The sequence below is a fragment of the Enterobacter cloacae complex sp. S2 genome (genome assembly GCF_015159675.1).
In the GTDB taxonomy this organism is placed as follows: Bacteria; Pseudomonadota; Gammaproteobacteria; order Enterobacterales; family Enterobacteriaceae; genus Enterobacter; species Enterobacter intestinihominis.
The window spans coordinates 1-23,771 of sequence record NZ_JADDTS010000002.1 but is presented as its reverse complement, the minus strand read 5'-3'; the positions used below and the strand labels follow the sequence as shown (position 1 = coordinate 23,771).

Here is a 23,771-nt window from a genome sequence, read left to right as displayed (position 1 = left end):
AAGCATAGCGCGATTAGCCGTTGAGCGGTCGGGTATTCATGAGAAAAATCAGAGAATAACCCTGCAAGGTTTTCAGGCTTTATGGCACACTGCGCTTTTCGCACGGTCTGGCCGGGTGCTTCCCGCGGTTATTGATGAGAGAGAATAACAACATGAAATGGCTATGTTCTGTAGGTGTCGCCGTCAGCCTGGCGCTGCAACCTGCGCTGGCAGAGGATTTGTTTGGTAATCACCCGCTCACGCCCGAAGCCCGCGACGCCTTTGTCACGGATTTACTCAAAAAGATGACGGTCGATGAGAAAATCGGCCAGCTGCGCCTGATCAGCGTCGGTCCGGATAACCCGAAAGAAGCCATTCGCGAGATGATCAAAGACGGGCAGGTAGGGGCCATTTTTAACACCGTTACCCGCCAGGATATCCGCAAGATGCAGGATCAGGTGATGGAGCTGAGCCGCCTGAAAATTCCACTGTTCTTCGCTTATGACGTGGTGCACGGCCAGCGTACCGTCTTCCCGATTAGCCTCGGCTTAGCCTCCTCTTTTAATCTTGATGCGGTGAAAACCGTCGGGCGCGTTTCGGCATATGAAGCCGCAGACGACGGCCTGAATATGACCTGGGCGCCGATGGTTGACGTCTCCCGCGATCCGCGCTGGGGCCGCGCTTCGGAGGGCTTCGGTGAAGACACGTATTTAACCGCCACGATGGGCAAAACCATGGTGGAAGCGATGCAGGGCAAAAGCCCGGCAGATCGTTACTCGGTCATGACCAGCGTCAAGCACTTCGCTGCCTATGGCGCGGTGGAGGGCGGTAAAGAGTACAACACCGTCGACATGAGCCCACAGCGCCTGTTTAACGACTACATGCCGCCATACAAGGCAGGGCTGGACGCGGGCAGCGGGGCGGTGATGGTAGCGCTGAACTCTCTCAACGGCACGCCTGCCACCTCCGATTCGTGGCTGCTGAAAGACGTGTTGCGCGACCAGTGGGGCTTTAAGGGCATTACCGTCTCTGACCACGGCGCGATTAAAGAGCTGATTAAACACGGCACGGCGTCCGATCCGGAAGACGCGGTACGCGTGGCGCTCAAGTCCGGCATCAACATGAGCATGAGCGACGAGTACTACAGCAAATACCTGCCGGGGCTGGTGAAGAGCGGCAAAGTGACGATGGCAGAGCTGGACGACGCCGCTCGCCACGTGCTGAACGTGAAATATGACATGGGGCTGTTTAACGATCCTTACAGCCATCTGGGGCCGAAGGATTCAGACCCGGCGGACACTAACGCCGAAAGCCGTCTGCACCGTAAGGAAGCCCGGGAAGTAGCGCGCGAAAGCCTGGTGCTGCTGAAAAACCGTCTCGACACGCTGCCGCTGAAAAAATCCGGCACCATTGCCGTGGTTGGTCCGCTGGCCGACAGCAAGCGCGACGTCATGGGCAGCTGGTCCGCCGCAGGCGTGGCGGATCAGTCCGTTACCGTGCTGACCGGCATTAAGAGCGCCGTGGGTGATAATGCAAAAGTGGTTTACGCCAAAGGCGCGAACGTCACCAACGATAAAGACATCGTGACCTTCCTCAACCAGTACGAGGAAGCGGTGAAGGTGGATCCGCGCACGCCGAAAGAGATGATCGACGAAGCGGTGAACGCCGCGAAGCAGTCCGACGTGGTGGTCGCGGTGGTGGGTGAAGCGCAGGGGATGGCGCACGAAGCCTCCAGCCGTACCGACATTACCATCCCGCAAAGCCAGCGCGATCTGATCGCGGCCCTGAAAGCCACCGGCAAGCCGCTGGTGCTGGTGCTGATGAACGGGCGTCCGCTGGCGCTGGTGAAAGAAGACCAGCAGGCTGACGCCATTCTGGAAACCTGGTTCGCCGGTACCGAAGGCGGTAACGCCATTGCCGACGTGCTGTTTGGCGATTACAACCCGTCCGGCAAGCTGCCGATGTCCTTCCCGCGCTCCGTCGGGCAGATCCCGGTTTACTACAGCCACCTGAACACCGGTCGTCCGTATAACGCCGACAAGCCGAACAAGTACACGTCCCGTTACTTCGACGAAGCTAACGGCCCGCTCTATCCGTTTGGCTATGGCCTGAGCTACACCACCTTCAAGGTGTCTGACGTCAAAATGTCGGCGCCGACCCTGAAGCGTGACGGCAAAGTGACCGCCAGCGTGGAGGTGACCAACAGCGGCAAACGCGAAGGCGCGACGGTGATCCAGATGTACGTTCAGGACGTCACGGCCTCCATGAGCCGTCCGGTGAAACAGCTGCGCGGCTTCGAGAAGGTCAACCTGAAACCGGGCGAAACCAGAACGGTCAGCTTCCCGATTGACGTGAATGCGCTGAAGTTCTGGAATCAGCAGATGAAATACGATGCCGAGCCTGGCAAATTCAACGTCTTCATCGGCGTGGATTCCGCCCGCGTGAACAAAGCCGAATTCGAACTGCAATAATCTTACCTTCCCCCCATCCCCCGTCTGGCGGGGGATGCCTCTCATCTTGTACGAAAAACGGTTAAATTCGCTGTTTTAAGCTACGCTTTTGTCTCAAGCCTATGAAAAAGGCCACAAAATAATGAGGAAAGCAGAATGACGATTATTAAGGGGATAACAGGATCGGCGGTGCTTCTGGCGGCGCTAAGCCTGCCGCTACAGGCCGCAGAGCCGGTTAAGGTGGGTTCCAAAATTGATACCGAGGGCGCGTTGCTCGGCAATATCATTTTGCAGGTACTCGAAAGCCACGGCGTGAAAACGGTCAATAAAGTACAGCTTGGCACCACACCTGTCGTACGCGGTGCCATCACGTCCGGCGAGCTGGATATCTACCCGGAATACACCGGCAACGGGGCATTCTTCTTCAAGGATGAAAACGATCCGGCCTGGAAAAATGCCAAAGCCGGGTACGAAAAAGTCAAAAAGCTGGACGCGGAAAAAAATAAGCTGGTCTGGCTTACGCCGGCACCGGCCAACAACACCTGGACCATCGCGGTGCGTAAAGATATTGCCGAGAAAGGCAAGCTCACCTCGCTTGACGATCTCAGCCGCTACCTGAAAGAGAAGGGCGAGTTTAAGCTCGCGGCCTCGGCAGAGTTTATCGAGCGCGCTGATGCCCTGCCAGCGTTTGAAAAAGCCTATGATTTCAAGCTCGATCAGTCTCAGCTGCTCTCGCTGGCGGGCGGCGACACGGCGGTGACCATTAAGGCGGCGGCACAGCAAACCTCCGGCGTCAACGCGGCGATGGCCTACGGCACCGACGGCCCGGTCGCGGCGCTTGGTCTGCAAACCCTGACCGACCCGAAAGGCGTTCAGCCCATTTACGCCCCAACCCCGGTCGTGCGCGAGGCGGTGCTAAAAGCCTACCCGGATATTGCGGAATGGCTCAAACCGGTGTTTGAAAAACTGGATGCGAAAACGCTGCAACAGCTGAATGCCAGCATTGCCGTTGAGGGGCTGGATGCCAAAAAGGTGGCTGCCGACTTCCTGAAACAACAAGGGCTTGTGAAGTAACGGGACAAGGCTGTGCCAATAAAATGTCATAACCGCGTCTTGCTGCTGTTGGCCTGTGTGGCCATTGCGGCGGTCGCGTTACCCTTTGTAAATGTCGCGCCAAACCGTCTGGTGTCGGGCGAACCGCGCGCGCTCTGGCAGATCTGGTCATTTACGCCGCTACTGCTGGGCGCGGCGCTGGCGAGTACTGTAGCCTTAGCCTTCTGGCCAGGGCGAACCGCCCTGTGGCTGACGCTTCTGCTCAGCGAAGCGCTGTTTATTGTGCTGTTCTGGAGCGCGGGACAGGCGGCAACGCAGATGGCCTCGGTTGAAAGCCCGCTGGCGCGCACGTCGATTGGCAGCGGGCTGTGGCTGTGGCTGGCACTTTGTCTGCTGGTCTGTAGCGATGCCATTCGCCGTCTCACGCCGCTACCCGTCTGGCGCTGGCTGCTGAACGCGCAATTCTGGGTCATCCCTCTGCTGATCCTCTTCAGCGGCGATCTGAATCAACTCTCGCTGTTAAAAGAGTACGCCAACCGCCAGGAGGTGTTTGACAACGCGCTGGCGCAACATCTGACGATCCTGTTCGGGACGCTGATCCCGGCGCTGCTGCTGGGCGTGCCGCTGGGCATCGGGTGCTACCGGCATCCCAGCCGCCAGGGTGCCGTCTTTACCGTGCTCAACGTTATTCAGACCATCCCCTCCGTTGCCCTGTTTGGCCTGCTGATTGCCCCCCTGGCCGGTCTGGTGAAATCCTTCCCTGCGTTGGCCGCGGCAGGCATTGCCGGAACCGGGCTGACGCCTGCCCTTATCGCCCTTGTGCTGTATGCGCTGCTGCCGCTGGTGCGCGGCGTGGTGGCGGGGTTAAGCCAGGTTCCGCCTGACGTGCTGGAAAGCGCTCATGCGATGGGGATGAGTGCGCGGCAGTGTTTCTGGAAAATACAGCTGCCGCTTGCGCTTCCGCTGCTGGTTCGCAGCCTGCGGGTGGTGACGGTGCAAACCGTGGGGATGGCGGTGATTGCCGCGCTGATCGGGGCGGGCGGCTTTGGGGCACTGGTGTTCCAGGGGCTGCTCAGCAGCGCGCTGGATCTGGTGCTGCTGGGCGTTGTGCCCACGATTGCGCTGGCGGTCGTACTGGATGCCCTGTTTGCCCTGTGGCTCGCGCTGCTCAGGAGAAGAGCCAATGATTGAATTTCATGATGTGAGTAAAACCTTTGCGGGCCGTCCGGCGGCAAGTCACCTCAATCTGCATTTTGCCGAGGGGGCGTTCTCGGTATTGATCGGGACGTCGGGGTCGGGAAAATCGACGACGCTGAAGATGATCAACCGGCTGGTGGAACATGACAGCGGGACGATTCGCTTTGCCGGAGAGGAGATCCGCAGCCTGCCGGTGCTGGAACTGCGGCGGCGTATGGGCTACGCCATTCAGTCCATCGGCCTGTTTCCCCACTGGACGGTGGCCCAGAACATTGCCACCGTGCTACAGCTGGAAAAATGGTCCCGGGGGAAGATCAATGAGCGTGTCGACGAGCTGATGGCGCTGCTGGGCCTGGACGCGTCGCTTCGCGACCGCTATCCGCACCAGCTTTCCGGCGGACAGCAGCAGCGGGTCGGGGTGGCGCGCGCGCTGGCCGCTAACCCGCAGGTGCTGCTGATGGATGAGCCCTTCGGCGCGCTGGATCCGGTCACCCGCGGCGCACTTCAGGCGGAGATGAGCCGCATCCACCGTATTCTAGGGCGCACCATCGTGCTGGTGACGCATGATATCGACGAAGCGCTGCGGCTGGCCGATCGTCTGATACTGATGGATCACGGCGAAGTCGTCCAGCAGGGTACGCCGCTTGAGCTGTTAACCTCGCCAGCGAATGATTTTGTGCGTGAATTTTTTGGCCGCAGCGAGCTGGGCGTCAGGCTGCTCTCGCTGCGCACCGTCAGGGACTATCTGCGTCCGCACGATGCGCAAATCGGTGGTGAACCGCTGCACGATGGGATGAGCCTGCGCGATGCTCTGTCGGCGTTTGTCGCCCGGCAGTGCGAGGTATTACCCGTTGCGGACGGGCAGGGGACGCCATGCGGGACGATCCATTTTCGCGATCTGCTGGCGGGGGAGGTGACGCGTGAAGTGGGTCCGTGATCCGTTACTCTGGCTGACAGGGCTGTTTATCGCCTTACTCTACCTGATGCCGCACAGCGCGGCGCTGTTTAATGCGCTTATCCCCGGGCTGCCGCGCCCGGTGTACCAGCAGGAGAGCTTTGTTAATCTCACCCTGGCGCACTTCTGGCTGGTGGCGGTGTCAAGCGTGATTGCCATCGTGCTGGGCACAGGCGCCGGGATTGCGGTGACGAGACCCGCGGGCAGGGAGTTTCGTCCGCTGGTGGAGACCATCGCCGCAACGGGGCAGACCTTCCCGCCGGTGGCCGTGCTGGCGATTGCCGTGCCGGCGATCGGTTTTGGGCAGGAGCCTGCCATCATTGCGCTGATTTTGTACGGCGTGTTGCCCATTCTGCAAGGGACGCTGGCGGGGATTGCGGCGGTGCCTGCATCGGTGCTGAGCGTAGCGGAAGGGATGGGGATGAGCGCCTGGCAGCGGCTGGTGAAGGTCGAACTGCCGCTGGCCGCACCGGTGATTATCGCCGGCGTGCGAACGTCCGTGATTATCAACATTGGTACGGCAACCATCGCCTCGACGGTCGGAGCCAATACGCTGGGAACGCCGATCATTATCGGGTTAAGCGGGTTTAATACGGCTTACATTATTCAGGGGGCGGTTCTGGTTGCGCTGGCGGCGATTGTCGTGGATCGCCTGTTTGAACGTCTGGCCGGATACCTCAGCCAACACCGCCGCGAACAATAAATGAATAACCTGCAAGCATAACGCCACCGATACCGCTGATGGCCATCAGTGCAAAGAGGGTAATTACGGCCAGTTTCGTTGCCTTCATCATGTGCTCCTGTTGTTAACGGAACAATTATACGGTGAAGCGCAGCTGTTAATGAACCATTAAATGCCGTTACGACGCATTTGGCCCCAGCGAGTAAACGGGATAACCATGTTCGCGCCATTCCGTCAGGAGCTGCTGCTGGGAAGCGGAGGGGACTTCGCCGCACCAGACCAGCAGCGTCTGTCCCTCAAACAGTTCCGGCCTGAGCTGGGCCAGGGAGTGGGCAAGCACGTCAACGCGCCAGCCCTGCTGGGTGGCAATCCAGGCTTCGAGCCACAGTCGGGTGGTATCGTGTACGTTCCAGCCGATCACCAGCGCATCTTTGCTGTTTTTATTCCGCGCTGAGGCAAGACAAACGGAAATATAGTTAATCAGCACGCCATCAAGCATGCTGAGCAGTGCCTGTAAGGTGGTTTGCTGACACTGAAGCCGACGCCGTAGGGGAATAAAAAGATGGGTGATCAAGGTTTGCGCCGGGTAGTCTCGACCCTGTTCTTTGATCCAGCCGCGCAAACGCTGCAAATTGCCACTCTGCAACAGCCTCAGCAGCGTTTCCTGCTGCTCGCGCCAGAGAAGCTGCGTATCTGGATCGTCCTGGCTCAGAAGCGATTTTACCTTGCCGACCTGTACGCCATTGTCGATCCAGCTTTTGATCTCGCGGATCCGGTCAATATCCGCATCGTTAAACAGGCGGTGCCCGCCGTCCGTTCTTTGCGGCTTAAGCAATCCATACCGTCGCTGCCACGCCCGTAGCGTAACGGGATTGATATCACACAGGAGTGCCACTTCACCTATTGTGTAAAGCGCCATTTTCGCCCCCAGGCTTGCGCGTCCCCAGCTTAACTGTAGACCCACTTTGCGGAACCAGGAAGATTTGATTCTTTTTTGTACAAATTATACGAAAGACAGGTTATCTCCGGCAAAAGGTGTGATGGCGGACACGATTTATCGCTTTTTTGGCACGTTTCAAAGAAAGTTAACCGCTATCAGTGTATGTTACGCGTTTTTAGAATGTGCGGTTTGTGAGTATGTACGAGTTTAATCTGGTGCTGCTGTTGCTTCAGCAGATGTGCGTGTTCCTTGTCATCGCCTGGTTGATGAGCAAAACGCGCCTGTTTATCCCGCTGATGCAGGTCACCGTCCGTCTGCCGCACAAATTCCTCTGCTACGTCGTATTTTCCATATTCTGCATTATGGGGACCTGGTTTGGTCTCCATATCGAAGATTCCATCGCCAATACGCGCGCCATCGGCGCGGTAATGGGCGGGCTGCTCGGAGGCCCGGTTGTCGGCGGTCTGGTGGGGTTAACCGGCGGCCTGCACCGCTATTCGATGGGCGGTATGACGGCGCTGAGCTGCATGATCTCCACCATCGTCGAAGGGCTGCTCGGTGGTCTCGTCCACAGCTATATGATTAAGCGCGGTCGCCCGGATAAAGTGTTCAGTCCCTTTACCGCAGGGGCGATTACCTTTGTGGCGGAAATGGCGCAGATGGCGATCATCCTGCTGATCGCGCGCCCGTTTGACGATGCGTTACATCTGGTCAGCAGCATTGCCGCACCGATGATGGTCACCAATACTGTAGGTGCGGCGCTGTTTATGCGCATTCTGCTCGACAAACGCGCCATGTTCGAAAAATACACCTCGGCATTTTCTGCCACCGCCTTAAAAGTTGCGGCGTCGACGGAAGGGATCCTGCGGCAGGGATTCAACGAGGAGAACAGTATGAAGGTGGCGCAGGTGCTGTATAAAGAGCTGGATATCGGAGCCGTGGCGATTACCGATCGCGAGAAGCTGCTGGCGTTTACCGGTACCGGCGACGACCACCATCTGCCGGGCAAACCGATCTCCTCGGCCTATACCCTGCGCGCTATTGAAACGGGTGAAGTGGTGTATGCCGACGGAAATGAAGTGCCGTACCGCTGTTCCCTGCATCCGCAGTGCAAACTCGGCTCTACGCTGGTCATTCCCCTGCGGGGTGAAAACCAGCGCGTCATGGGCACTATTAAGCTTTACGAAGCCAAAAACCGCCTGTTCAGCTCCATCAACCGCACGCTGGGGGAGGGGATCGCCCAGCTGCTTTCGGCGCAAATCCTGGCGGGGCAGTATGAACGGCAAAAAGCGCTGCTGACGCAGTCAGAAATTAAGCTCCTGCACGCTCAGGTGAACCCGCATTTCCTGTTTAACGCGCTCAACACGCTGAAAGCGGTGATCCGCCGCGACAGCGATCAGGCCGCGCAGCTGGTGCAATTTCTCTCGACCTTTTTCCGCAAAAATCTGAAGCGACCCTCGGAGATCGTCACCCTCGCGGACGAGATTGAGCATGTAAACGCCTATCTGCAAATTGAAAAAGCGCGCTTCCAGTCACGTTTACAGGTGTCGTTATCCGTCCCGGACGATCTGGCGTATCAGCATCTTCCGGCCTTTACCCTGCAACCGATTGTAGAAAATGCCATTAAGCATGGGACGTCGCAGCTGCTGGGAAGTGGAGAGATTATGATTTCCGCTTCCCGTTTTAACCACCATCTGGTGCTGGATATTGAAGACAACGCGGGGCTGTATGAAGCTTCCGCGTCAGGCGGTCTGGGCATGAGCCTGGTGGATAAACGCCTGCGCGCGCATTTTGGTGACGACTGCGGTATCACCGTCGCCTGTGAGCCAGACCGCTATACCCGAATTACCTTACGATTGCCGCTGGAGGAGAACGCATGTTAAGAGTGCTGATTGTCGATGATGAGCCGTTAGCACGGGAAAACCTGCGTGTTCTGTTGCAGGAGCAGAGTGATATCGAGGTTGTGGGGGAATGTGCCAATGCGATTGAAGGCATCGGTGCGGTGCATAAACTGCGCCCGGACGTGCTGTTCCTCGATATTCAGATGCCGCGCATCAGCGGGCTGGAGATGGTCGGCATGCTCGACCCGGAGCACCGTCCCTATATCGTCTTTCTGACGGCCTTTGATGAGTACGCGGTAAAGGCGTTTGAAGAGCACGCATTTGATTATCTGCTGAAGCCGATTGAAGAGAAACGCCTTGAAAAGACCCTGACCCGCCTGCATCAGGAGCGTACCGTGCAGGACGTGGCGCTGCTGCCGGAGCATCAGCAGCCCCTGAAGTTTATACCCTGTACCGGGCACAGCCGGATTTACCTCCTGCAAATGGACGACGTTGCCTTTGTCAGCAGCCGTCTGAGCGGGGTATACGTCACCAGCGCCGAAGGCAACGAAGGCTTTACCGAGCTGACCCTGCGCACGCTGGAGAGCCGCACGCCGCTAATCCGCTGCCATCGTCAGTATCTGGTGAACATGGCGCACCTGAAAGAGATCCGTCTGGAGGATAACGGCCAGGCCGAGCTGGTGTTACGTGCCGGGCAAACCGTTCCCGTCAGTCGTCGCTACCTGAAAAGTTTGAAAGAGGCGATAGGGCTGTAAAACTGGTACACTGCGCGCCATTGCATCATCGACATTCGAAGGCTCTATGCTAAGTAACGATATTCTTCGTAGCCTGCGCTACACCCTGAAAGCGAACAATAATGACATGGTGCGCATTCTTGCGCTCTCCGACATGGAATCCACGTCCGCCGGGTTCGACACCTGGATGACTAAAGAAGATGAAGAGGGTTTTGTTCGCTGCCCGGACATTATTCTGTCGGGCTTTCTGAATGGCCTCATCTACGACAAGCGCGGCAAAGATGAATCTGCGCCTGAGCTGGCGCTGGAGCGTCGGGTGAATAACAACACGGTGCTGAAAAAGCTGCGTATTGCTTTCTCCCTGAAAACTGACGACATTCTGGCGATCATGACCGAGCAGAAATTTCGCGTGTCGATGCCGGAAATCACCGCCATGATGCGCGCGCCGGATCATAAGAATTACCGCGAGTGTGGGGATCAGTTTCTGCGTTATTTCCTGCGTGGGTTGACGCAGCGGGTGCATAACCAGAAGGGGTGATTTTAGCCGGATGGCGGCTTCGCCTGACCCGGCCTACAAAACCCGTAGGCCCGTGCAAGCGTAGCGCCGCCGGGCAAAAAAAAAAGCCGGATTCTCATCCGGCTTTTTTATTACTTCACCTGCTGACCCGGCTTCGCGCCTTCGTCAGGGCTTAACAGGAAGATATCTTTCCCGCCCGGGCCTGCGGCCATCACCATCCCCTCAGAGATGCCGAAGCGCATTTTGCGCGGCGCCAGGTTTGCCACCATCACGGTCTGACGACCAATCAGCACCTGCGGATCGGGATACGCGGAACGAATGCCGGAGAAGACGTTACGCTTCTCGCCGCCCAGATCCAGGGTCAGACGCAGCAGTTTGTCAGAACCTTCCACGAACTCCGCGTTTTCGATCAGCGCCACGCGCAGGTCGACTTTGGCGAAATCATCAAAGGTGATGGTCTCCTGAATCGGATCGTCCGCCAGCGGGCCGGTCACCGGTGCGGCGGCCGCTTTCACCTCTTCTTTGGATGCTTCCACCAGCGCGTCAACCTGCTTCATCTCGATGCGGTTATACAGCGCCTTGAAGGTGTTCACCTTGTGGCCGAGCAGCGGCTGCTGGATGGCATCCCAGGTCAGTTCGGTGTTCAGGAATGCTTCCGCGCGGGCTGCCAGCTGCGGCAGAACCGGCTTCAGCCAGGTCATCAGCACGCGGAACATGTTCAGACCCATGGTGCAGATCGCCTGCAAGTCGGCGTCGCGGCCTTCCTGTTTCGCCACCACCCACGGCGCCTGCTCGTCCACATAGCGGTTGGCCACGTCTGCCAGCGCCATGATTTCGCGAATGGCTTTACCGAATTCACGGCTTTCCCAGGCTTCGGCAACCGCAGCGGCGGCGTCGGTGAAGGTTTTATACAGCTCAGGATCGGCCAGTTCGGCAGAAAGCACGCCGTCAAAGCGTTTGGCGATAAAACCTGCGTTACGGGACGCCAGGTTCACCACCTTGTTGACGATGTCCGCGTTCACGCGCTGTACGAAATCTTCCAGATTCAGGTCGATATCGTCGATGCGGGAAGAGAGCTTCGCGGTGTAGTAGTAGCGCAGGCTGTCCGCGTCAAAGTGGTTCAGCCAGGTGCTGGCCTTAATAAACGTCCCGCGAGATTTAGACATCTTCGCGCCGTTCACCGTTACGTAGCCATGTACGAACAGGTTGGTCGGCTTGCGGAAGTTGCTGCCTTCCAGCATTGCTGGCCAGAACAGGCTGTGGAAGTAAACGATGTCTTTACCGATGAAGTGATACAGCTCGGCATCGGAATCTTTCTTCCAGTATTCGTCGAAGCTTACGGTGTCGCCGCGCTTGTCACACAGATTCTTGAACGACCCCATGTAGCCAATCGGCGCATCCAGCCAGACGTAAAAATATTTGCCCGGCGCGTTCGGGATTTCGAAGCCAAAGTAGGGCGCATCGCGGGAGATATCCCACTGTTGCAGCCCGGATTCGAACCACTCCTGCATTTTGTTCGCGACCTGCTCCTGCAACGCACCGCTGCGGGTCCACGCCTTCAGCATTTCGCTGAACGACGGCAGGTCGAAGAAGAAGTGCTCGGAGTCACGCATCACCGGCGTCGCGCCGGAGACCACGGACTTCGGTTCGATAAGCTCGGTCGGGCTGTAGGTTGCGCCGCACACTTCGCAGTTATCGCCGTACTGGTCCGGGGATTTACATTTCGGACAGGTGCCTTTGACGAAACGGTCCGGCAGGAACATGCCTTTTTCCGGATCGTACAGCTGAGAGATGGTGCGGTTTTTAATGAAACCGTTCTCTTTCAGACGGGAGTAGATCAGCTCTGACAGCTCGCGGTTTTCGTCGCTGTGCGTGGAGTGATAGTTGTCATAGCTGATGTCAAAGCCAGCAAAATCGGTCTGATGCTCCTGACTCATTTCGGCGATCATCTGTTCCGGGGAAATGCCCAGCTGCTGCGCTTTCAGCATGATCGGCGTGCCGTGGGCATCGTCCGCACAGATGAAGTTCACCTCGTGGCCGCGCATTCGCTGGTAACGGACCCAGACATCAGCCTGGATATGCTCCAGCATGTGGCCGAGGTGGATTGAGCCGTTGGCGTACGGCAGGGCGCACGTTACCAGAATTTTTTTCGCGACTTGAGTCATAGTAGGCATTACTTCTTTTAACTGTGAAAAGGGTTTTCGATATTACCAAAAGGGGCATTATTAAGTAAGCACAAACCGCGGCCTTTCAGGTAAACTTGTTTGTCTAAGGTCTTATTCACAAGAACAAAGGAGTCGGGATGAGTTCTCAATCCCAGGCCAAATCACCGGAAGCCTTACGAGCAATGGTCGCCGGGACGCTGGCTAATTTTCAGCATCCAACCCTGAAGCACAATCTCACGACGCTGAAAGCGCTTCATCACGTCGCATGGCTGGACGATACGCTGCACATTGAGCTACAGATGCCGTTCGTCTGGACCAGCGCCTTTGATGCCCTGAAAGAGCAAACCAGCTCTGAGCTGCTGCGCATTACCGGCGCAAAAGCAATTGACTGGAAGCTAAGCCACAGCATCGCCACGCTCAAGCGCGTGAAAAATCAGCCGGGCGTTAACGGCGTGAAGAACATCATCGCCGTCAGCTCGGGCAAGGGCGGGGTGGGTAAATCGTCGACCGCCGTGAACCTGGCGCTTGCGCTGGCGGCTGAAGGGGCGAAAGTCGGCATTCTGGATGCGGATATCTACGGCCCGTCCATTCCAAACATGCTGGGGGCGGAAAACCAGCGTCCAACCTCGCCGGACGGCACCCACATGGCGCCAATCGTGGCGCACGGTCTGGCGACCAACTCCATTGGTTACCTGGTCACGGACGATAACGCAATGGTCTGGCGTGGCCCGATGGCCAGCAAGGCGCTGCTGCAAATGTTGCAGGAGACAATGTGGCCTGACCTCGATTATCTGGTACTGGACATGCCGCCGGGCACCGGTGATATCCAGCTGACGCTGGCGCAGAACATTCCGGTTACCGGCGCCGTCGTGGTCACCACGCCGCAGGATATCGCGCTGATCGACGCCAAAAAAGGCATCGTCATGTTCGAGAAGGTGGAGGTGCCGGTACTGGGTATCGTCGAGAACATGAGCATGCACATTTGCAGCAACTGCGGGCACCATGAGCCTATCTTTGGTACCGGTGGCGCCGAAAAGCTGGCGGCGCAATACCACACGCAACTGCTGGGGCAACTGCCGCTGCATATCACACTGCGTGAAGATCTGGATAGCGGTAAGCCGACGGTGGTCAGCCGTCCGGATAGCGAATTCACGGAAATCTATCGTCAGCTGGCGGGGCGCGTTGCGGCGCAGCTTTACTGGCAGGGCGAAGTCATTCCGGGTGAAATCGCCTTCCGCGCGGTGTAACGCCTCTGCGCGTTAGTGCCGGGTGGCGGCTTCGCCTTACCCGGCCTGGCTCGATTTTGTAGGTCAGGTAAGCGTAGCGCCACCTGACTTTACCCAAGCCGATAGTGCATCAAATAATACTCTCCGTCCGGAGAATCTCCCGTCGCCTCAATGTGCCAGCCGTGGCGCTGGTAAAACGCAACCGCCCGCTCATTCTTCACCAGACACTTGAGTGAACCCGTGCTGGTAAACGTCTTCTGCACGTGTTCAAGCAACACATGTCCGACGCCCAGGCTCTGATAGTTCGGATCGACAAACAGGTTGTGCAGAAAATTATCGTTCGTCGAGACTGAGGCAAAGCCAAGTCGGTGCCCATCCTGCTCCGCCACCCAAATCCCTTCGTCCAGGGTTGCCGCGTCAAAATCTTCAAGCTGCCACGCAGAACTGTCCATCCACGGCCAGGCTTCACGTCGGGTGTGAAGGAAGAGCGTGCGCAGGAAAGGGCGATCGCTCTCCTGCCACGGACGGATTAGGATCGTATCAGCGGTGATAGAAAATATCTCCGTTATAGGCTTTGTAGATTTTGCCATCGGCATCGCCAATCAGAACATAATTCTCACCCATGTAGGTCCAGTGTGTGCCGGCATCGGGCGCGGGAAGGTTACGCAGCTGGTACTGTTTGATGGTGTACTCAGGCGTCTGATACTGCGCGGGCGCGGTGTCGCCGATTTTAAACTTCGTAAAATCGGCAATAAACTCTTGCTCTTCATAGGCCTTGATGCCGGAAGGCGCTGTCGATGTTTGCGGTGCAGCGTGCGCGGCCCCCGCCAGTGACAGTAATACACCCAGAAGCAACAATTTACGCTTAGCCATTTTTTCTCCAGTCATATCGTTACTGATACTTTTTGTGTGCAGATCCGCTAACGGATGGCAGACAGTTCATTTTAAGTATCCTCACAGGGTGAGTTTGCAAAAAATGTAACAAAAGTGCACGGTTTTGTGTAGTCGCAACCGTCATTAATTATTACTTCGACGAATAAATATGAGCTTATACAGATAACATAATTATTGGTTTATTAATTAATTCTGAAAAAACATTTTCAAGGCAAATTTACTAAGATTCAGGCATGCATTCAACAAATAGAACATTTAAGATTGCCTGAAACCCTCTTTCCGAATGCCTGATTAAGACAATGCAGGGCTGTAAAGTCTGCCCAAAGGAATGTCGTGTGGTTTTATAAATACTCTCTGTGTTTCTGTTAATTCATTGAATAACAGCAACTTGTGCTTGAGTGAAATGTTACTGTTTTATCCTGTATACGATAATCACTACTATAAAAGATATTATGTAATAAATGAAAAACACAACAGTTGTATCGATATTATTTTTAATTATTACCCCCTTATCTGGCTGCGTATTTTACCCTGGCCAGCATCTCGATCTCGCTGGGAAAAAGATAATTGCCGCAGAAGATGCAAATGATTGTCTTGAGAAACGGATTGATGTTTATCCTCTTACGCCTTCGTTAATTGAAAAAATGCGACCATCGGTTTTGAAATCTCAGGCAAATCCTAATCTGGATGAACAGGTCAAAAACTGGGAATACCGTATCGGCGTTGGGGATATTCTGACCGTCACCGTCTGGGATCACCCTGAACTGACAACCCCGGCAGGGCAGTATCGTAGCGCCAGTGACACCGGTAACTGGGTCAATGCCGACGGCACGCTTTTCTATCCCTATGTCGGTAAATTGCCGGTGGCTGGCAAAACGGTCGCACGGGTACGCGAGGAGATCACGGCCCGGCTGAACAATGTTATTGAAAGCCCGCAGGTGGATGTCAGCGTCGCCTCTTTTCGCTCACAAAAAGCCTATGTGACGGGCGAGGTGGTGAAGTCAGGGCAGCAGGCTATTACCAATATCCCGTTAACGGTCATGGATGCCGTAAACGCCGCTGGGGGGCTCTCTGCCGACGCGGACTGGCGCAATGTCGTGCTGACGCATAATGGGAAGGACACGCGCCTCTCGCTATATGCGCTGATGCAGCATGGCGATCTCACGCAAAATAAGCTGCTCTATCCCGGCGATATTCTGTTTGTCCCCCGCAACGATGCGCTGAAAGTGTTCGTCATGGGCGAGGTCGTTAAACAGAGCACGCTGAAAATGGATCGCAGCGGCATGACCCTGGCGGAAGCGCTGGGCAATGCCGGTGGGCTGAACCAGAATATGGCCGATGCCACCGGAATTTTTGTCATTCGTTCGCTGCCGAAAAGCGAGCGTTCAGAAATAATTGCCAACCTCTACCAGCTCAATGCTCAGGACGCATCAGCCATGGTGTTAGGCACCGAGTTTCAGCTTGAGCCCTATGACATTGTCTATGTCACCACTGCACCACTGTCCCGCTGGAATCGCGTGATATCACAGCTTGTTCCGACCATCAGCGGGGTGCATTACCTTACCGAAACGGTTCGTTACATCAGATCGTGGCCGCAATAATGTTCAAATCAATACTCGTGGTTTGCACCGGAAATGTCTGCCGTTCTCCGATTGGGGAGCGGCTTTTGCGCCAGCACCTGCCCGACAGATATATCGCCTCGGCGGGCATATTCGGGCTTGAAGGGTGCCCGGCGGATGACAGCGCCCAGGACGTAGCCTGGCGGCATGGGATTTCCCTCGACGGTCATGTGGCGCGCAGGCTGACACGCAATTTGATGCAGGGATCCGATCTTATCCTGGTTATGGAGCCGGAACATCTTCGCTTCATTGCGGCCATGGCGCCGGAGATTCGAGGAAAGTCGCTGCTTTTTGGGCAATGGCTGGAGCCGCAGGAGATCCCCGATCCCTACCGTCAAAGCCGGGAAGCGTTTGAATATGTGTTTGGGCTATTGGGTAAAGCCAGTCAGGAATGGGCACGTCGTTTAGGTCAGAAAGGAATGAAGCATTAATGTCGTCTTACACAACAGACAATTATGGTGCAGCGGCACCCCAACAACATGAAGTCGATCTCGTTCGTTTGCTCGTCGAGATGATCGACCACCGCACGATGATTCTGTGCGTGACGTTCCTGTTCATCCTGTGCGCCGGTCTCTATGCCTGGATTGCGCCACCTGTTTATCAGGCGGATGCCATGGTGCAAATTGAAAACAAACACGATAACAACCTGCTCAAAGGTTTGAGCCAGCTGGGCACCGATGTGTCGCCGGATGTTGCCCCTGAAATTTTACTGCTGAAATCCCGCATGATCCTCGGCGAGACCGTTGACAAATTAGCTCTGACACAGCAGGCAAAGCAGCGCGTTTTGCCTGTGGTGGGGCGTCTCTGGCAGCGTCTGCAAGGGCGTGAGCAGGGCAAAATCACGTTAGGCGAACTCCAGATCCCGCAGGTGGAAGGCAAAGCGCAAGAGCTCACGCTGACCGTACAGGAAGCGGGAAAATATCACCTGACGGGCGAAAACATTGAGGCCGACGGCCAGGTTGGGAAAACGCTGGTTACGCAAGGGATCGTTCTGCTGGTGACGTCGATTGAGGCTGAGCCAGGCACGCAATTTTCGCTTAAGTCGTTGGCGCGGCTTGAGACGATCAACGCGCTGAAGAAGCGTCTCACGGTTGCGGAATCGGAGAAACAGAGCGGTATCGTGACCTTAACCCTGACGGGCGAAGATCCTGACAGCATCGCCCGGGTGCTGAATGCAATTGCTGAAAATTATCTCCAGCAAAATATCGCGCGCCAGGAGGCTCAGGATTCTCGTAGTCTGGATTTTTTACAGGCGCAGTTGCCGAAAATCAGCGCGGACCTTGATCAGGCAGAAGCGCGGCTGAATGCCTACCGGGCGCAGCGAGACTCGGTGGACCTGTCTCTGGAGGCAAAATCTGTCCTGGATCAGGTTGTTAACGTTGAGAATCAGCTAAATGAGCTGACGTTCCGGGAGGCTGAGATCTCCCAGCTCTTTAAAAAAAGTCACCCTACCTATCGTGCATTGCATGAAAAGAGACAGACCCTTGAGCGGGAACGGGAGCGTCTCAATAACCGTGTGTCAGCTATGCCCTCCACGCAGCAGGAGATTTTACGCCTGAGCCGCGATGTTGAGTCGGGTCGCACGATTTATTTACAGCTATTGACGCGCCAGCAGGAGCTGAATATTTCCCGCTCCAGCGCTGTCGGAAACGTGAGGATCATTGATGAGGCTGTTACGCTGCCGGACCCGATAAAGCCGCGTAAAGCGTTAATCATCGTTCTTGGCGCGCTGTTCGGGCTAATGCTCTCAATGGGGACCGTGCTGGTACGTCAGGCGTTCAAACGTGGGATCACGCTTTCCGAACAGCTGGAAGCGCAGGGGATGCCGGTTCTGGCTACGTTGCCACGTTCACAGTGGCTGTGGAGTAAAACGCAGTTGCGCAGAAAAAATCCGTTTTCTCGTCGCTGGAAACACAAAACCTCGGATGTGCCTTTCCTGCCCGTCGATCGCCCTGCTGATATGTTTGTTGAAGCAGTACGCGGGCTGCGGACCAGTCTGCATTTCACCATGATGGAGGCTGAGAACCGCATTGTGATGATTTCTGGCCCCACGCAGGACTGCGGAAAAACGCTGGTGGCGACGAATCTGGCGGCCATCGCCGGGCAGAGCGGTCAGCGGGTGCTGTTTATTGATGCGGATATGCGCCAGGGCTATGTTCATAATATTTTTGGTCTGGAGAACCGCCACGGATTGTCCTGCCTGCTCGAAGGGAAACGCGACTTAGCGGAGGTCATTCAGCATGCTGAAAAAGGGGGAATTGACGTCATCACCTGCGGCCCGGAACCCCTGCGCCCGTTAGAATTGCTGTTAAGCGAACGATTCCTTTCCGTCATGTCCTGGGTTAACGAGCAATATGACATCGTCATCATTGATACACCGCCGGTCCTGGCCGTCACCGATGCCGCGCTGGTCGCCAGAGCAGCCGGAACAACGCTAATGGTTGCCCGTTTCGATAAAACCAGCGTGAAAGAGATGGAGAATACCGTTAAACGGTTACAGCACGTCGGCGTGAAGGTCAGCGGCACAATCCTCAACGATATTGTTAAATCCGCAGCGCTGTATTACAGCTCGGGGTACAGCCAGTATGAATACGGTTATGCTTCGAGGAAAAAAGGGGAAAGGCGTTAGCGCGGGAAAAACAATCCCTCTCCCGGGTGGGAGAGGGATAAGTATTACTTCGCCATCACTTCCTGCGCGGTACGCTCAACCAGAGACAGCAGGATTTTTACGTCCTCCAGCGTCACGGTTGGGTTCAGCAGGGTCAGCTTCAGGCAGGTGATACCGTTATGCTCGGTCACACCGACGTTTGCACGGCCAGACTCCAGCAGCGCATCGCCAATTTTCTGGTTCAGCAGGGCAATACCGGCGTCATCCATCTGCGCCTGCGGACGGAATCGGAACAGCACGCTTGCCAGCTGGGGTTGCATCACCAGTTCCAGAGCAGACTGCTCTTTCACGTAAGCCGCAACCTGCTGTGCCAGCGTCACGCCGTGATCGATGATTGCCGCGTATTGCTCCTGACCCAGCGCTTCCAGGCTCATCCACAGTTTCAGCGCGTCGAAACGGCGCGTGGTTTGCAGAGATTTGGAGACCAGGTTAGGTACACCCGCTTCTTCATCGAACTCAGAGTTCAGATAGGCCGCCTGATAGCGCATCAGTTCATAGTGACGCGCTTCTTTCAGCAGGAACGCACCGCAGCTGATGGTCTGGAAGAACTGCTTGTGGAAGTCCAGGGTGACGGAATCCACGAGCTCGATACCGTCCAGGTAGTGACGATACTGCTCAGACATCAGCAGCGCGCCGCCCCAGGCCGCATCAACGTGCACCCAGATATTCTGTTTCGCAGCCAGCTCAGCAATAGCACGCAGCGGATCGATAGCACCCGCATCGGTCGTACCGGCCGTGGCCACAATCGCCAGGATCTGCTCGCCGTTCGCGTTGCACTGTTCGATTTTCGCCGCCAGATCGGTGAGATCCATGCGGGAGAATTCGTCAGTTTTCACCTGCACCACGGACTGGTAGCCCAGACCCATCAGCGCCATGTTTTTCTGCACGGAGAAGTGGGCATTTTCCGAACACAGCACGCGGATCTTACGCAGATCGCCTGTCAGACCGTCCTGCTGAACCGAGTGGCCCTGACGCGCAAAGAACGCGTCACGCGCCAGCATCAGCCCCATCAGGTTACTCTGGGTGCCGCCGCTGGTGAAGACGCCTGCGTCGCCAGCCTGATAACCCACGCGGGTACGCAGCCATTCGATCAGTTTGATCTCAATGATGGTTGCGGACGGGCTTTGATCCCAGGAGTCCATACTCTGGTTACTGGCGTTGATCAGCACTTCCGCCGCCTGGCTAACCACCAGGCTTGGGCAGTGCAGGTGCGCCACGCACTGCGGGTGATGAACGGACAAACTGTCTTTCAGGAAGAACTCCACGGCGCGTTCGATCGCCGCTTCGTTGCCCAGCCCTTTCGGGTTGAAATCCAGCTTAATACGGTCGCGCAGCTCTGCGACCGTTTTGCCCTGGTACATCTCAGGCTGTTTCAGCCACTGCATCACAGCCTGAGTGCTTTGTTCAATCGCCTGCTGGTAAGCTTCAATGCTCTGCGCAGAGGAGAACAAAATTGGGTTTGAATCAGACATCGTATTCAACAACTCCTGTTATGCCGGGCTAACGCCCGCAGCAAGCAGTGCCTGCTCGAATTTATCCAGGAAGACTTTCAGCTCGTCATCGCTGATAAGCAGAGAAGGCAGCAGACGCAGAACGATACCGTTACGGCCGCCACGCTCCAGAATCAGGCCGGCTTCGAAGCATTTCTTCTGGATCAGTGCAGACAGCTCGCCATCGCCCGGGAAGCAACCCATGTGATCGGCGGCTTCATGTGGCTTAACGATTTCAATACCGATCATCATGCCCAGACCGCGAACGTGGCCGATCACCGGATAGCGTTTCGCCATCTCTTTCAGCTGGCCTTTCAGCCATTCGCCCTGTGCGGCTACTTTGCCCGCGATGTTCTGGTCTTTCAGGATCTTCAGCGTGGTCAGACCGGTAGCCATCGCCAGCTGGTTGCCGCGGAAAGTACCGGTATGGTGACCTGGCGCCCATGCATCGAACTGCTTTTTGATACCGAGCACGGCCAGCGGCAGACCGCCACCGACTGCTTTAGACATCACGATGATGTCTGGCTCAATGCCAGCGTGTTCGAAGGCAAAGAATTTACCGGTACGGGCAAAGCCAGCCTGGACTTCGTCGAGGATCAGCAGGATACCGTGTTCCTGAGTGACTTTACGGATGCGCTGCAACCACTCAACAGGCGCCGGGTTCACGCCACCTTCACCCTGAACGGCTTCGAGGATCACCGCGGCAGGTTTACGCACGCCGCTTTCGACGTCGTTAATCAGATTTTCGAAGTAGTAGGTCAGCGCCTTCACGCCCGCTTCACCACCGATACCCAGTGGGCAACGATACTCGTGTGGGTAAGGCATGAACTGGACTTCTGGCATCATACCGTCAACCGCTTCTTTCGGAGACAGGTTGCCGGTGACGGACAGTGCGCCGTGGGTCATACCGTGGTAACCACCAGAGAAACTGATGATACCGCTACGACCGGTCACTTTTTTCGCCAGCTTCAGCGCCGCTTCAACGGCGTCAGCCCCGGACGGGCCAGTGAATTGCAGGCAGTACTCTTTGCCCTGACCAGGCAACAGAGAGAGCAGGTATTCTGAAAACGCGTCTTTCAACGGCGTGGTCAGATCCAGGGTATGTAACGGCAAGCCGCTGGTAATGACATTTTGGATGCTTTTCAGCACATCAGGATGATTGTGTCCAAGCGCGAGGGTGCCTGCGCCTGCTAAACAGTCAAGGTATTCTTTATTATCTGCATCGGTGATCCACACGCCTTCTGCTTTCGTAATCGCTAAAGGCAATTTGCGCGGATAACTCCTGACGTTAGATTCAAATTCGGCCTGACGGGCCAGATAGGTTTCGTTGCTTTTGTGGGCATCTACGGTGTCAATACGGACTTTATCCGTCATCATATCACTCCTACAACCGCCGCTTCGTTATGAGCAACGATTGAATAAAAAGTTAAAAAACAGATGGGGCCTGAAAAAAACGCCGCCAATATAGAGCCTTTTGTCACCGGGCTCAATGGTTAATTTGCTTACTGTTTTGTGACACAGGGCACAGGGCAGGGAAGATCGCCGTTTGTATGGGAGAGATTGCACTTTATGCTAAATAAAAACAGCAGCTTACGTATGATTTATCCGCATTGTAAAATCAGACAAAAGAGTGTGACAAATCGTGCGATTGTCAGGTGAAAAGGAGGCAGTGAGCCTCCTTACGCTGTTTATTTCTGGCTAACGCGTAAAATACCGTGTTCACGTCCCTTCGTTTTATTCCACGACGCGTCCGTAATACCGTTTTCATCCAGGCTTAGCGATATCACAAAACCATTACCACGGATCTCATAGAAATTCGCATTCAGACGTTTAACGCTGGCTTTTTTGCCGTTTACGGTGGCGCTAAAGAAGCCGTTAGAAAGCGTGGCGTTAACCGTATCCGACGAGAACGAGGCTTCACGCAGGGGATCGTGAACGGATGTCGTTGGTTCGTGTTGTGCCGCATTTTCCGCTTTGGTTTTGCTGATATCGCAAGAGCCATCGCCAGCGCTAATTTGCGTGCATCCCGAACGCTCTAATTGCGCGCGATAATGGGCGTTTATGGCGTGCGCAGGCGTCACCACCACAGAGAAAAGTAACGCCAACAGCGTAAATTTAGTTTTCATAAATACCCTTAATTATGGTGGTGATGTTTTTGATTAGCGTCCGCCGCACGAGCGGCATTTGCATATGCAGCAGAGAGTGACGCATTGTTGATGCCTTGTTGCCTTTGTTGTTCAGAAAGATAGCAGGTATCGTAACTGACCCCTTTCGCAGTGCAATTTGCGATGCGTTGCTCAGGCGAGACACAACCTGTAAGCACGGCAGTACTTATGACTAATATCATTAATTTTTTCATTTTATCGCCTTAAAAACGACACAAATAATAAGAAACGTACATCATGCCGATCCAGATCCCGATTGAAATGAGCATCACGTACAGGGCAGCTGAAATAAAAATATGTTTGAGCATGTTCTGTTTAATGAATAAAAGTGTGACGTCGAATAGTTGTTAAGTTATACAAGTAATATTATAGAGGTTTTAGGCTTTTGATTTAAAAGCCAATACCGATGCCTGCACCCATAGCAAGATCGCTGTTTGTAGAATCACTTATACCAGCCTTGATTACAGCGTGTTCACCTGCATGGAAAGATGCTCCTGCGCTGATAGCTTGCTCATTCTTAAATGACCCCACACCGGCGGAGAACATTACAGATTGCTCTTTCTCTACTTGTGGCATGGAAGCGAGAGCGATAGCAGAGGCAACGCCGCTACGCGCTTCTTTCTTGTTCTCGTCAACTTCATTTTGCAGGCTTTTGAATTGAGCATTGCTTGAAGATTGTGCTTGGGCAAAAACATGTTGAGTGGCTTTCAGGTCAGCAGCTTGTGCCGCTGTTTGAGTATTGAGTAATTTAATTTTGTTGATAGTAGCTGTATCAACTTCTTTCTTCGTGATGATTGTTGTTACACCGTTTTTACCGTCTTTACCATCAGCACCATCTTTACCATCATTGCCTTTAGCTCCGGGTTTACCTTCAGCCCCGATAGCACCTGCTACACCCTGAATCCCTTGAGCACCTGCATCACCTTTTGCACCTTCTTTACCATCAATACCATCTTTCGGCACTGGTGCATTCTCAAGTGCAGTGATACGGGTATCGTTAATACTAATTAACCCGCTATTGATACGTGTTTGATCTGCCACGACAGCAATATTTTTTGCATTGTTGTCTGCGGTGATTTGAGCATTTCCAGCAGCAGCTAACGCAGTATGAGCGGTGCTATCAGCATCATTAGCGCTGATTTGAGCGGTAGTAATGCCGGTGCTTAACAAAGTTTTGTTAGGGAAGGTGCGAATAA

22 protein-coding genes are annotated in these 23,771 nt (G+C 55.3%); 12 read left to right on the top strand and 10 right to left on the bottom strand.

Translation table 11 applies throughout. The features are described from left to right. Positions 1 to 152: 152 nt before the first annotated feature. The 5 genes from bglX (at position 153) to IPZ49_RS00780 (ending at position 6,337) form a co-directional block, all read left to right on the top strand. Positions 153 to 2,450 carry a beta-glucosidase BglX gene (gene bglX, locus IPZ49_RS00800; protein WP_023304110.1) on the top strand — a complete coding sequence of 766 codons (2,298 nt, stop codon included), beginning with the start codon at positions 153 to 155 and terminating at the stop codon, positions 2,448 to 2,450. A gap of 135 nt (positions 2,451 to 2,585) precedes the next feature. Continuing rightward, positions 2,586 to 3,503 (top strand): ABC transporter substrate-binding protein, encoded by a 918-nt coding sequence (locus IPZ49_RS00795; RefSeq protein ID WP_015572333.1) that lies wholly within the window; start codon positions 2,586 to 2,588, stop codon positions 3,501 to 3,503. 12 nt (positions 3,504 to 3,515) lie between these two features. Continuing rightward, entirely contained in the window at positions 3,516 to 4,673 is a 1,158-nt protein-coding gene (locus IPZ49_RS00790; RefSeq protein WP_033487343.1) for an ABC transporter permease, read from the top strand. Further along, on the top strand, positions 4,666 to 5,616 hold the full coding sequence (locus IPZ49_RS00785; protein ID WP_032654271.1) for an ABC transporter ATP-binding protein: 951 nt from the start codon (positions 4,666 to 4,668) through the stop codon (positions 5,614 to 5,616). The genes IPZ49_RS00790 and IPZ49_RS00785 overlap by 8 nt, the downstream gene beginning before the upstream one ends. After that, complete coding sequence (locus IPZ49_RS00780; RefSeq protein ID WP_017383373.1) at positions 5,600 to 6,337, top strand: ABC transporter permease; 738 nt, start codon at positions 5,600 to 5,602, stop codon at positions 6,335 to 6,337. The genes IPZ49_RS00785 and IPZ49_RS00780 overlap by 17 nt, the downstream gene beginning before the upstream one ends. Here the strand turns inward: IPZ49_RS00780 and IPZ49_RS00775 are convergent. Both IPZ49_RS00775 and mlrA read right to left on the bottom strand, forming a co-directional pair. Then, a complete protein-coding gene (locus IPZ49_RS00775) occupies positions 6,312 to 6,425 on the bottom strand; it encodes a protein YohO (RefSeq protein ID WP_017383372.1) in 114 nt (37 codons plus the stop codon). The two genes, IPZ49_RS00780 and IPZ49_RS00775, sit on opposite strands and share 26 nt — an antisense overlap. 69 nt (positions 6,426 to 6,494) lie before the next feature. Continuing rightward, positions 6,495 to 7,235, bottom strand: a complete 741-nt coding sequence (gene mlrA, locus IPZ49_RS00770; RefSeq protein WP_017693055.1) for an HTH-type transcriptional regulator MlrA — start codon at positions 7,233 to 7,235, stop codon at positions 6,495 to 6,497. A 218-nt stretch (positions 7,236 to 7,453) separates the two neighbouring features. Between mlrA and IPZ49_RS00765 the strand changes: the two genes are divergently transcribed. Genes IPZ49_RS00765 through IPZ49_RS00755 form a run of 3 tightly spaced genes read left to right on the top strand, consistent with a single transcriptional unit; the run spans position 7,454 to position 10,369 of the window. Then, positions 7,454 to 9,139 (top strand): sensor histidine kinase, encoded by a 1,686-nt coding sequence (locus tag IPZ49_RS00765; protein WP_017383370.1) that lies wholly within the window; start codon positions 7,454 to 7,456, stop codon positions 9,137 to 9,139. Next, on the top strand, positions 9,133 to 9,852 hold the full coding sequence (btsR, locus tag IPZ49_RS00760; protein ID WP_063932867.1) for a two-component system response regulator BtsR: 720 nt from the start codon (positions 9,133 to 9,135) through the stop codon (positions 9,850 to 9,852). The genes IPZ49_RS00765 and btsR overlap by 7 nt, the downstream gene beginning before the upstream one ends. Before the next feature lie 46 nt (positions 9,853 to 9,898). Next, positions 9,899 to 10,369: a DUF1456 family protein gene (locus IPZ49_RS00755; protein WP_015572337.1), complete on the top strand. Its 471-nt coding sequence runs from the start codon at positions 9,899 to 9,901 to the stop codon at positions 10,367 to 10,369. Positions 10,370 to 10,479: 110 nt separating this feature from the next. Here the strand turns inward: IPZ49_RS00755 and metG are convergent, their stop codons facing one another. Continuing rightward, on the bottom strand, positions 10,480 to 12,513 hold the full coding sequence (gene metG, locus IPZ49_RS00750) for a methionine--tRNA ligase (protein WP_023295047.1): 2,034 nt from the start codon (positions 12,511 to 12,513) through the stop codon (positions 10,480 to 10,482). A 137-nt stretch (positions 12,514 to 12,650) separates the two neighbouring features. Here metG and apbC point away from each other — a divergent pair, with 137 nt between their 5' ends. Beyond that, positions 12,651 to 13,760, top strand: a complete 1,110-nt coding sequence (gene apbC / locus IPZ49_RS00745) for an iron-sulfur cluster carrier protein ApbC (RefSeq protein ID WP_017383367.1) — start codon at positions 12,651 to 12,653, stop codon at positions 13,758 to 13,760. Between the two features lie 89 nt (positions 13,761 to 13,849). Here the strand turns inward: apbC and IPZ49_RS00740 are convergent, their stop codons facing one another. Both IPZ49_RS00740 and IPZ49_RS00735 read right to left on the bottom strand, forming a co-directional pair. Beyond that, a complete protein-coding gene (locus tag IPZ49_RS00740) occupies positions 13,850 to 14,329 on the bottom strand; it encodes a GNAT family N-acetyltransferase (RefSeq protein WP_032669489.1) in 480 nt (159 codons plus the stop codon). Beyond that, complete coding sequence (locus IPZ49_RS00735) at positions 14,280 to 14,612, bottom strand: RcnB family protein (RefSeq protein ID WP_017383366.1); 333 nt, start codon at positions 14,610 to 14,612, stop codon at positions 14,280 to 14,282. Before IPZ49_RS00735 ends, IPZ49_RS00740 begins: the two co-directional genes overlap by 50 nt. 482 nt (positions 14,613 to 15,094) lie before the next feature. Between IPZ49_RS00735 and IPZ49_RS00730 the strand changes: the two genes are divergently transcribed. Genes IPZ49_RS00730 through IPZ49_RS00720 form a run of 3 tightly spaced genes read left to right on the top strand, consistent with a single transcriptional unit; the run spans position 15,095 to position 18,881 of the window. Then, the gene (locus IPZ49_RS00730; protein ID WP_063932868.1) at positions 15,095 to 16,234 is read left to right on the top strand and encodes a polysaccharide export protein; all 1,140 of its coding nucleotides are present in this window, start codon (positions 15,095 to 15,097) and stop codon (positions 16,232 to 16,234) included. Next, positions 16,234 to 16,683, top strand: coding sequence for a protein-tyrosine-phosphatase (locus IPZ49_RS00725; protein WP_017383364.1), 450 nt, complete (start codon positions 16,234 to 16,236; stop codon positions 16,681 to 16,683). The genes IPZ49_RS00730 and IPZ49_RS00725 overlap by 1 nt, the downstream gene beginning before the upstream one ends. Then, positions 16,683 to 18,881: a polysaccharide biosynthesis tyrosine autokinase gene (locus tag IPZ49_RS00720; RefSeq protein ID WP_063932869.1), complete on the top strand. Its 2,199-nt coding sequence runs from the start codon at positions 16,683 to 16,685 to the stop codon at positions 18,879 to 18,881. Before IPZ49_RS00725 ends, IPZ49_RS00720 begins: the two co-directional genes overlap by 1 nt. Positions 18,882 to 18,925: 44 nt before the next feature. Here the strand turns inward: IPZ49_RS00720 and IPZ49_RS00715 are convergent, their stop codons facing one another. The 5 genes from IPZ49_RS00715 to IPZ49_RS00695 form a co-directional block, all read right to left on the bottom strand. Beyond that, the gene (locus IPZ49_RS00715) at positions 18,926 to 20,392 is read right to left on the bottom strand and encodes an aspartate aminotransferase family protein (protein ID WP_033487339.1); all 1,467 of its coding nucleotides are present in this window, start codon (positions 20,390 to 20,392) and stop codon (positions 18,926 to 18,928) included. Between the two features lie 18 nt (positions 20,393 to 20,410). Further along, a complete protein-coding gene (locus IPZ49_RS00710) occupies positions 20,411 to 21,787 on the bottom strand; it encodes a diaminobutyrate--2-oxoglutarate transaminase (protein ID WP_015572345.1) in 1,377 nt (458 codons plus the stop codon). Positions 21,788 to 22,098: 311 nt separating this feature from the next. Then, positions 22,099 to 22,536 (bottom strand): hypothetical protein, encoded by a 438-nt coding sequence (locus tag IPZ49_RS00705; protein ID WP_033487338.1) that lies wholly within the window; start codon positions 22,534 to 22,536, stop codon positions 22,099 to 22,101. An 8-nt stretch (positions 22,537 to 22,544) separates the two neighbouring features. Then, positions 22,545 to 22,769: a hypothetical protein gene (locus IPZ49_RS00700; protein ID WP_071524132.1), complete on the bottom strand. Its 225-nt coding sequence runs from the start codon at positions 22,767 to 22,769 to the stop codon at positions 22,545 to 22,547. Between the two features lie 196 nt (positions 22,770 to 22,965). Next, positions 22,966 to 23,771 (bottom strand): YadA C-terminal domain-containing protein (locus IPZ49_RS00695; protein WP_193762827.1); only part of this gene is annotated, 806 nt, incomplete at its 5' end.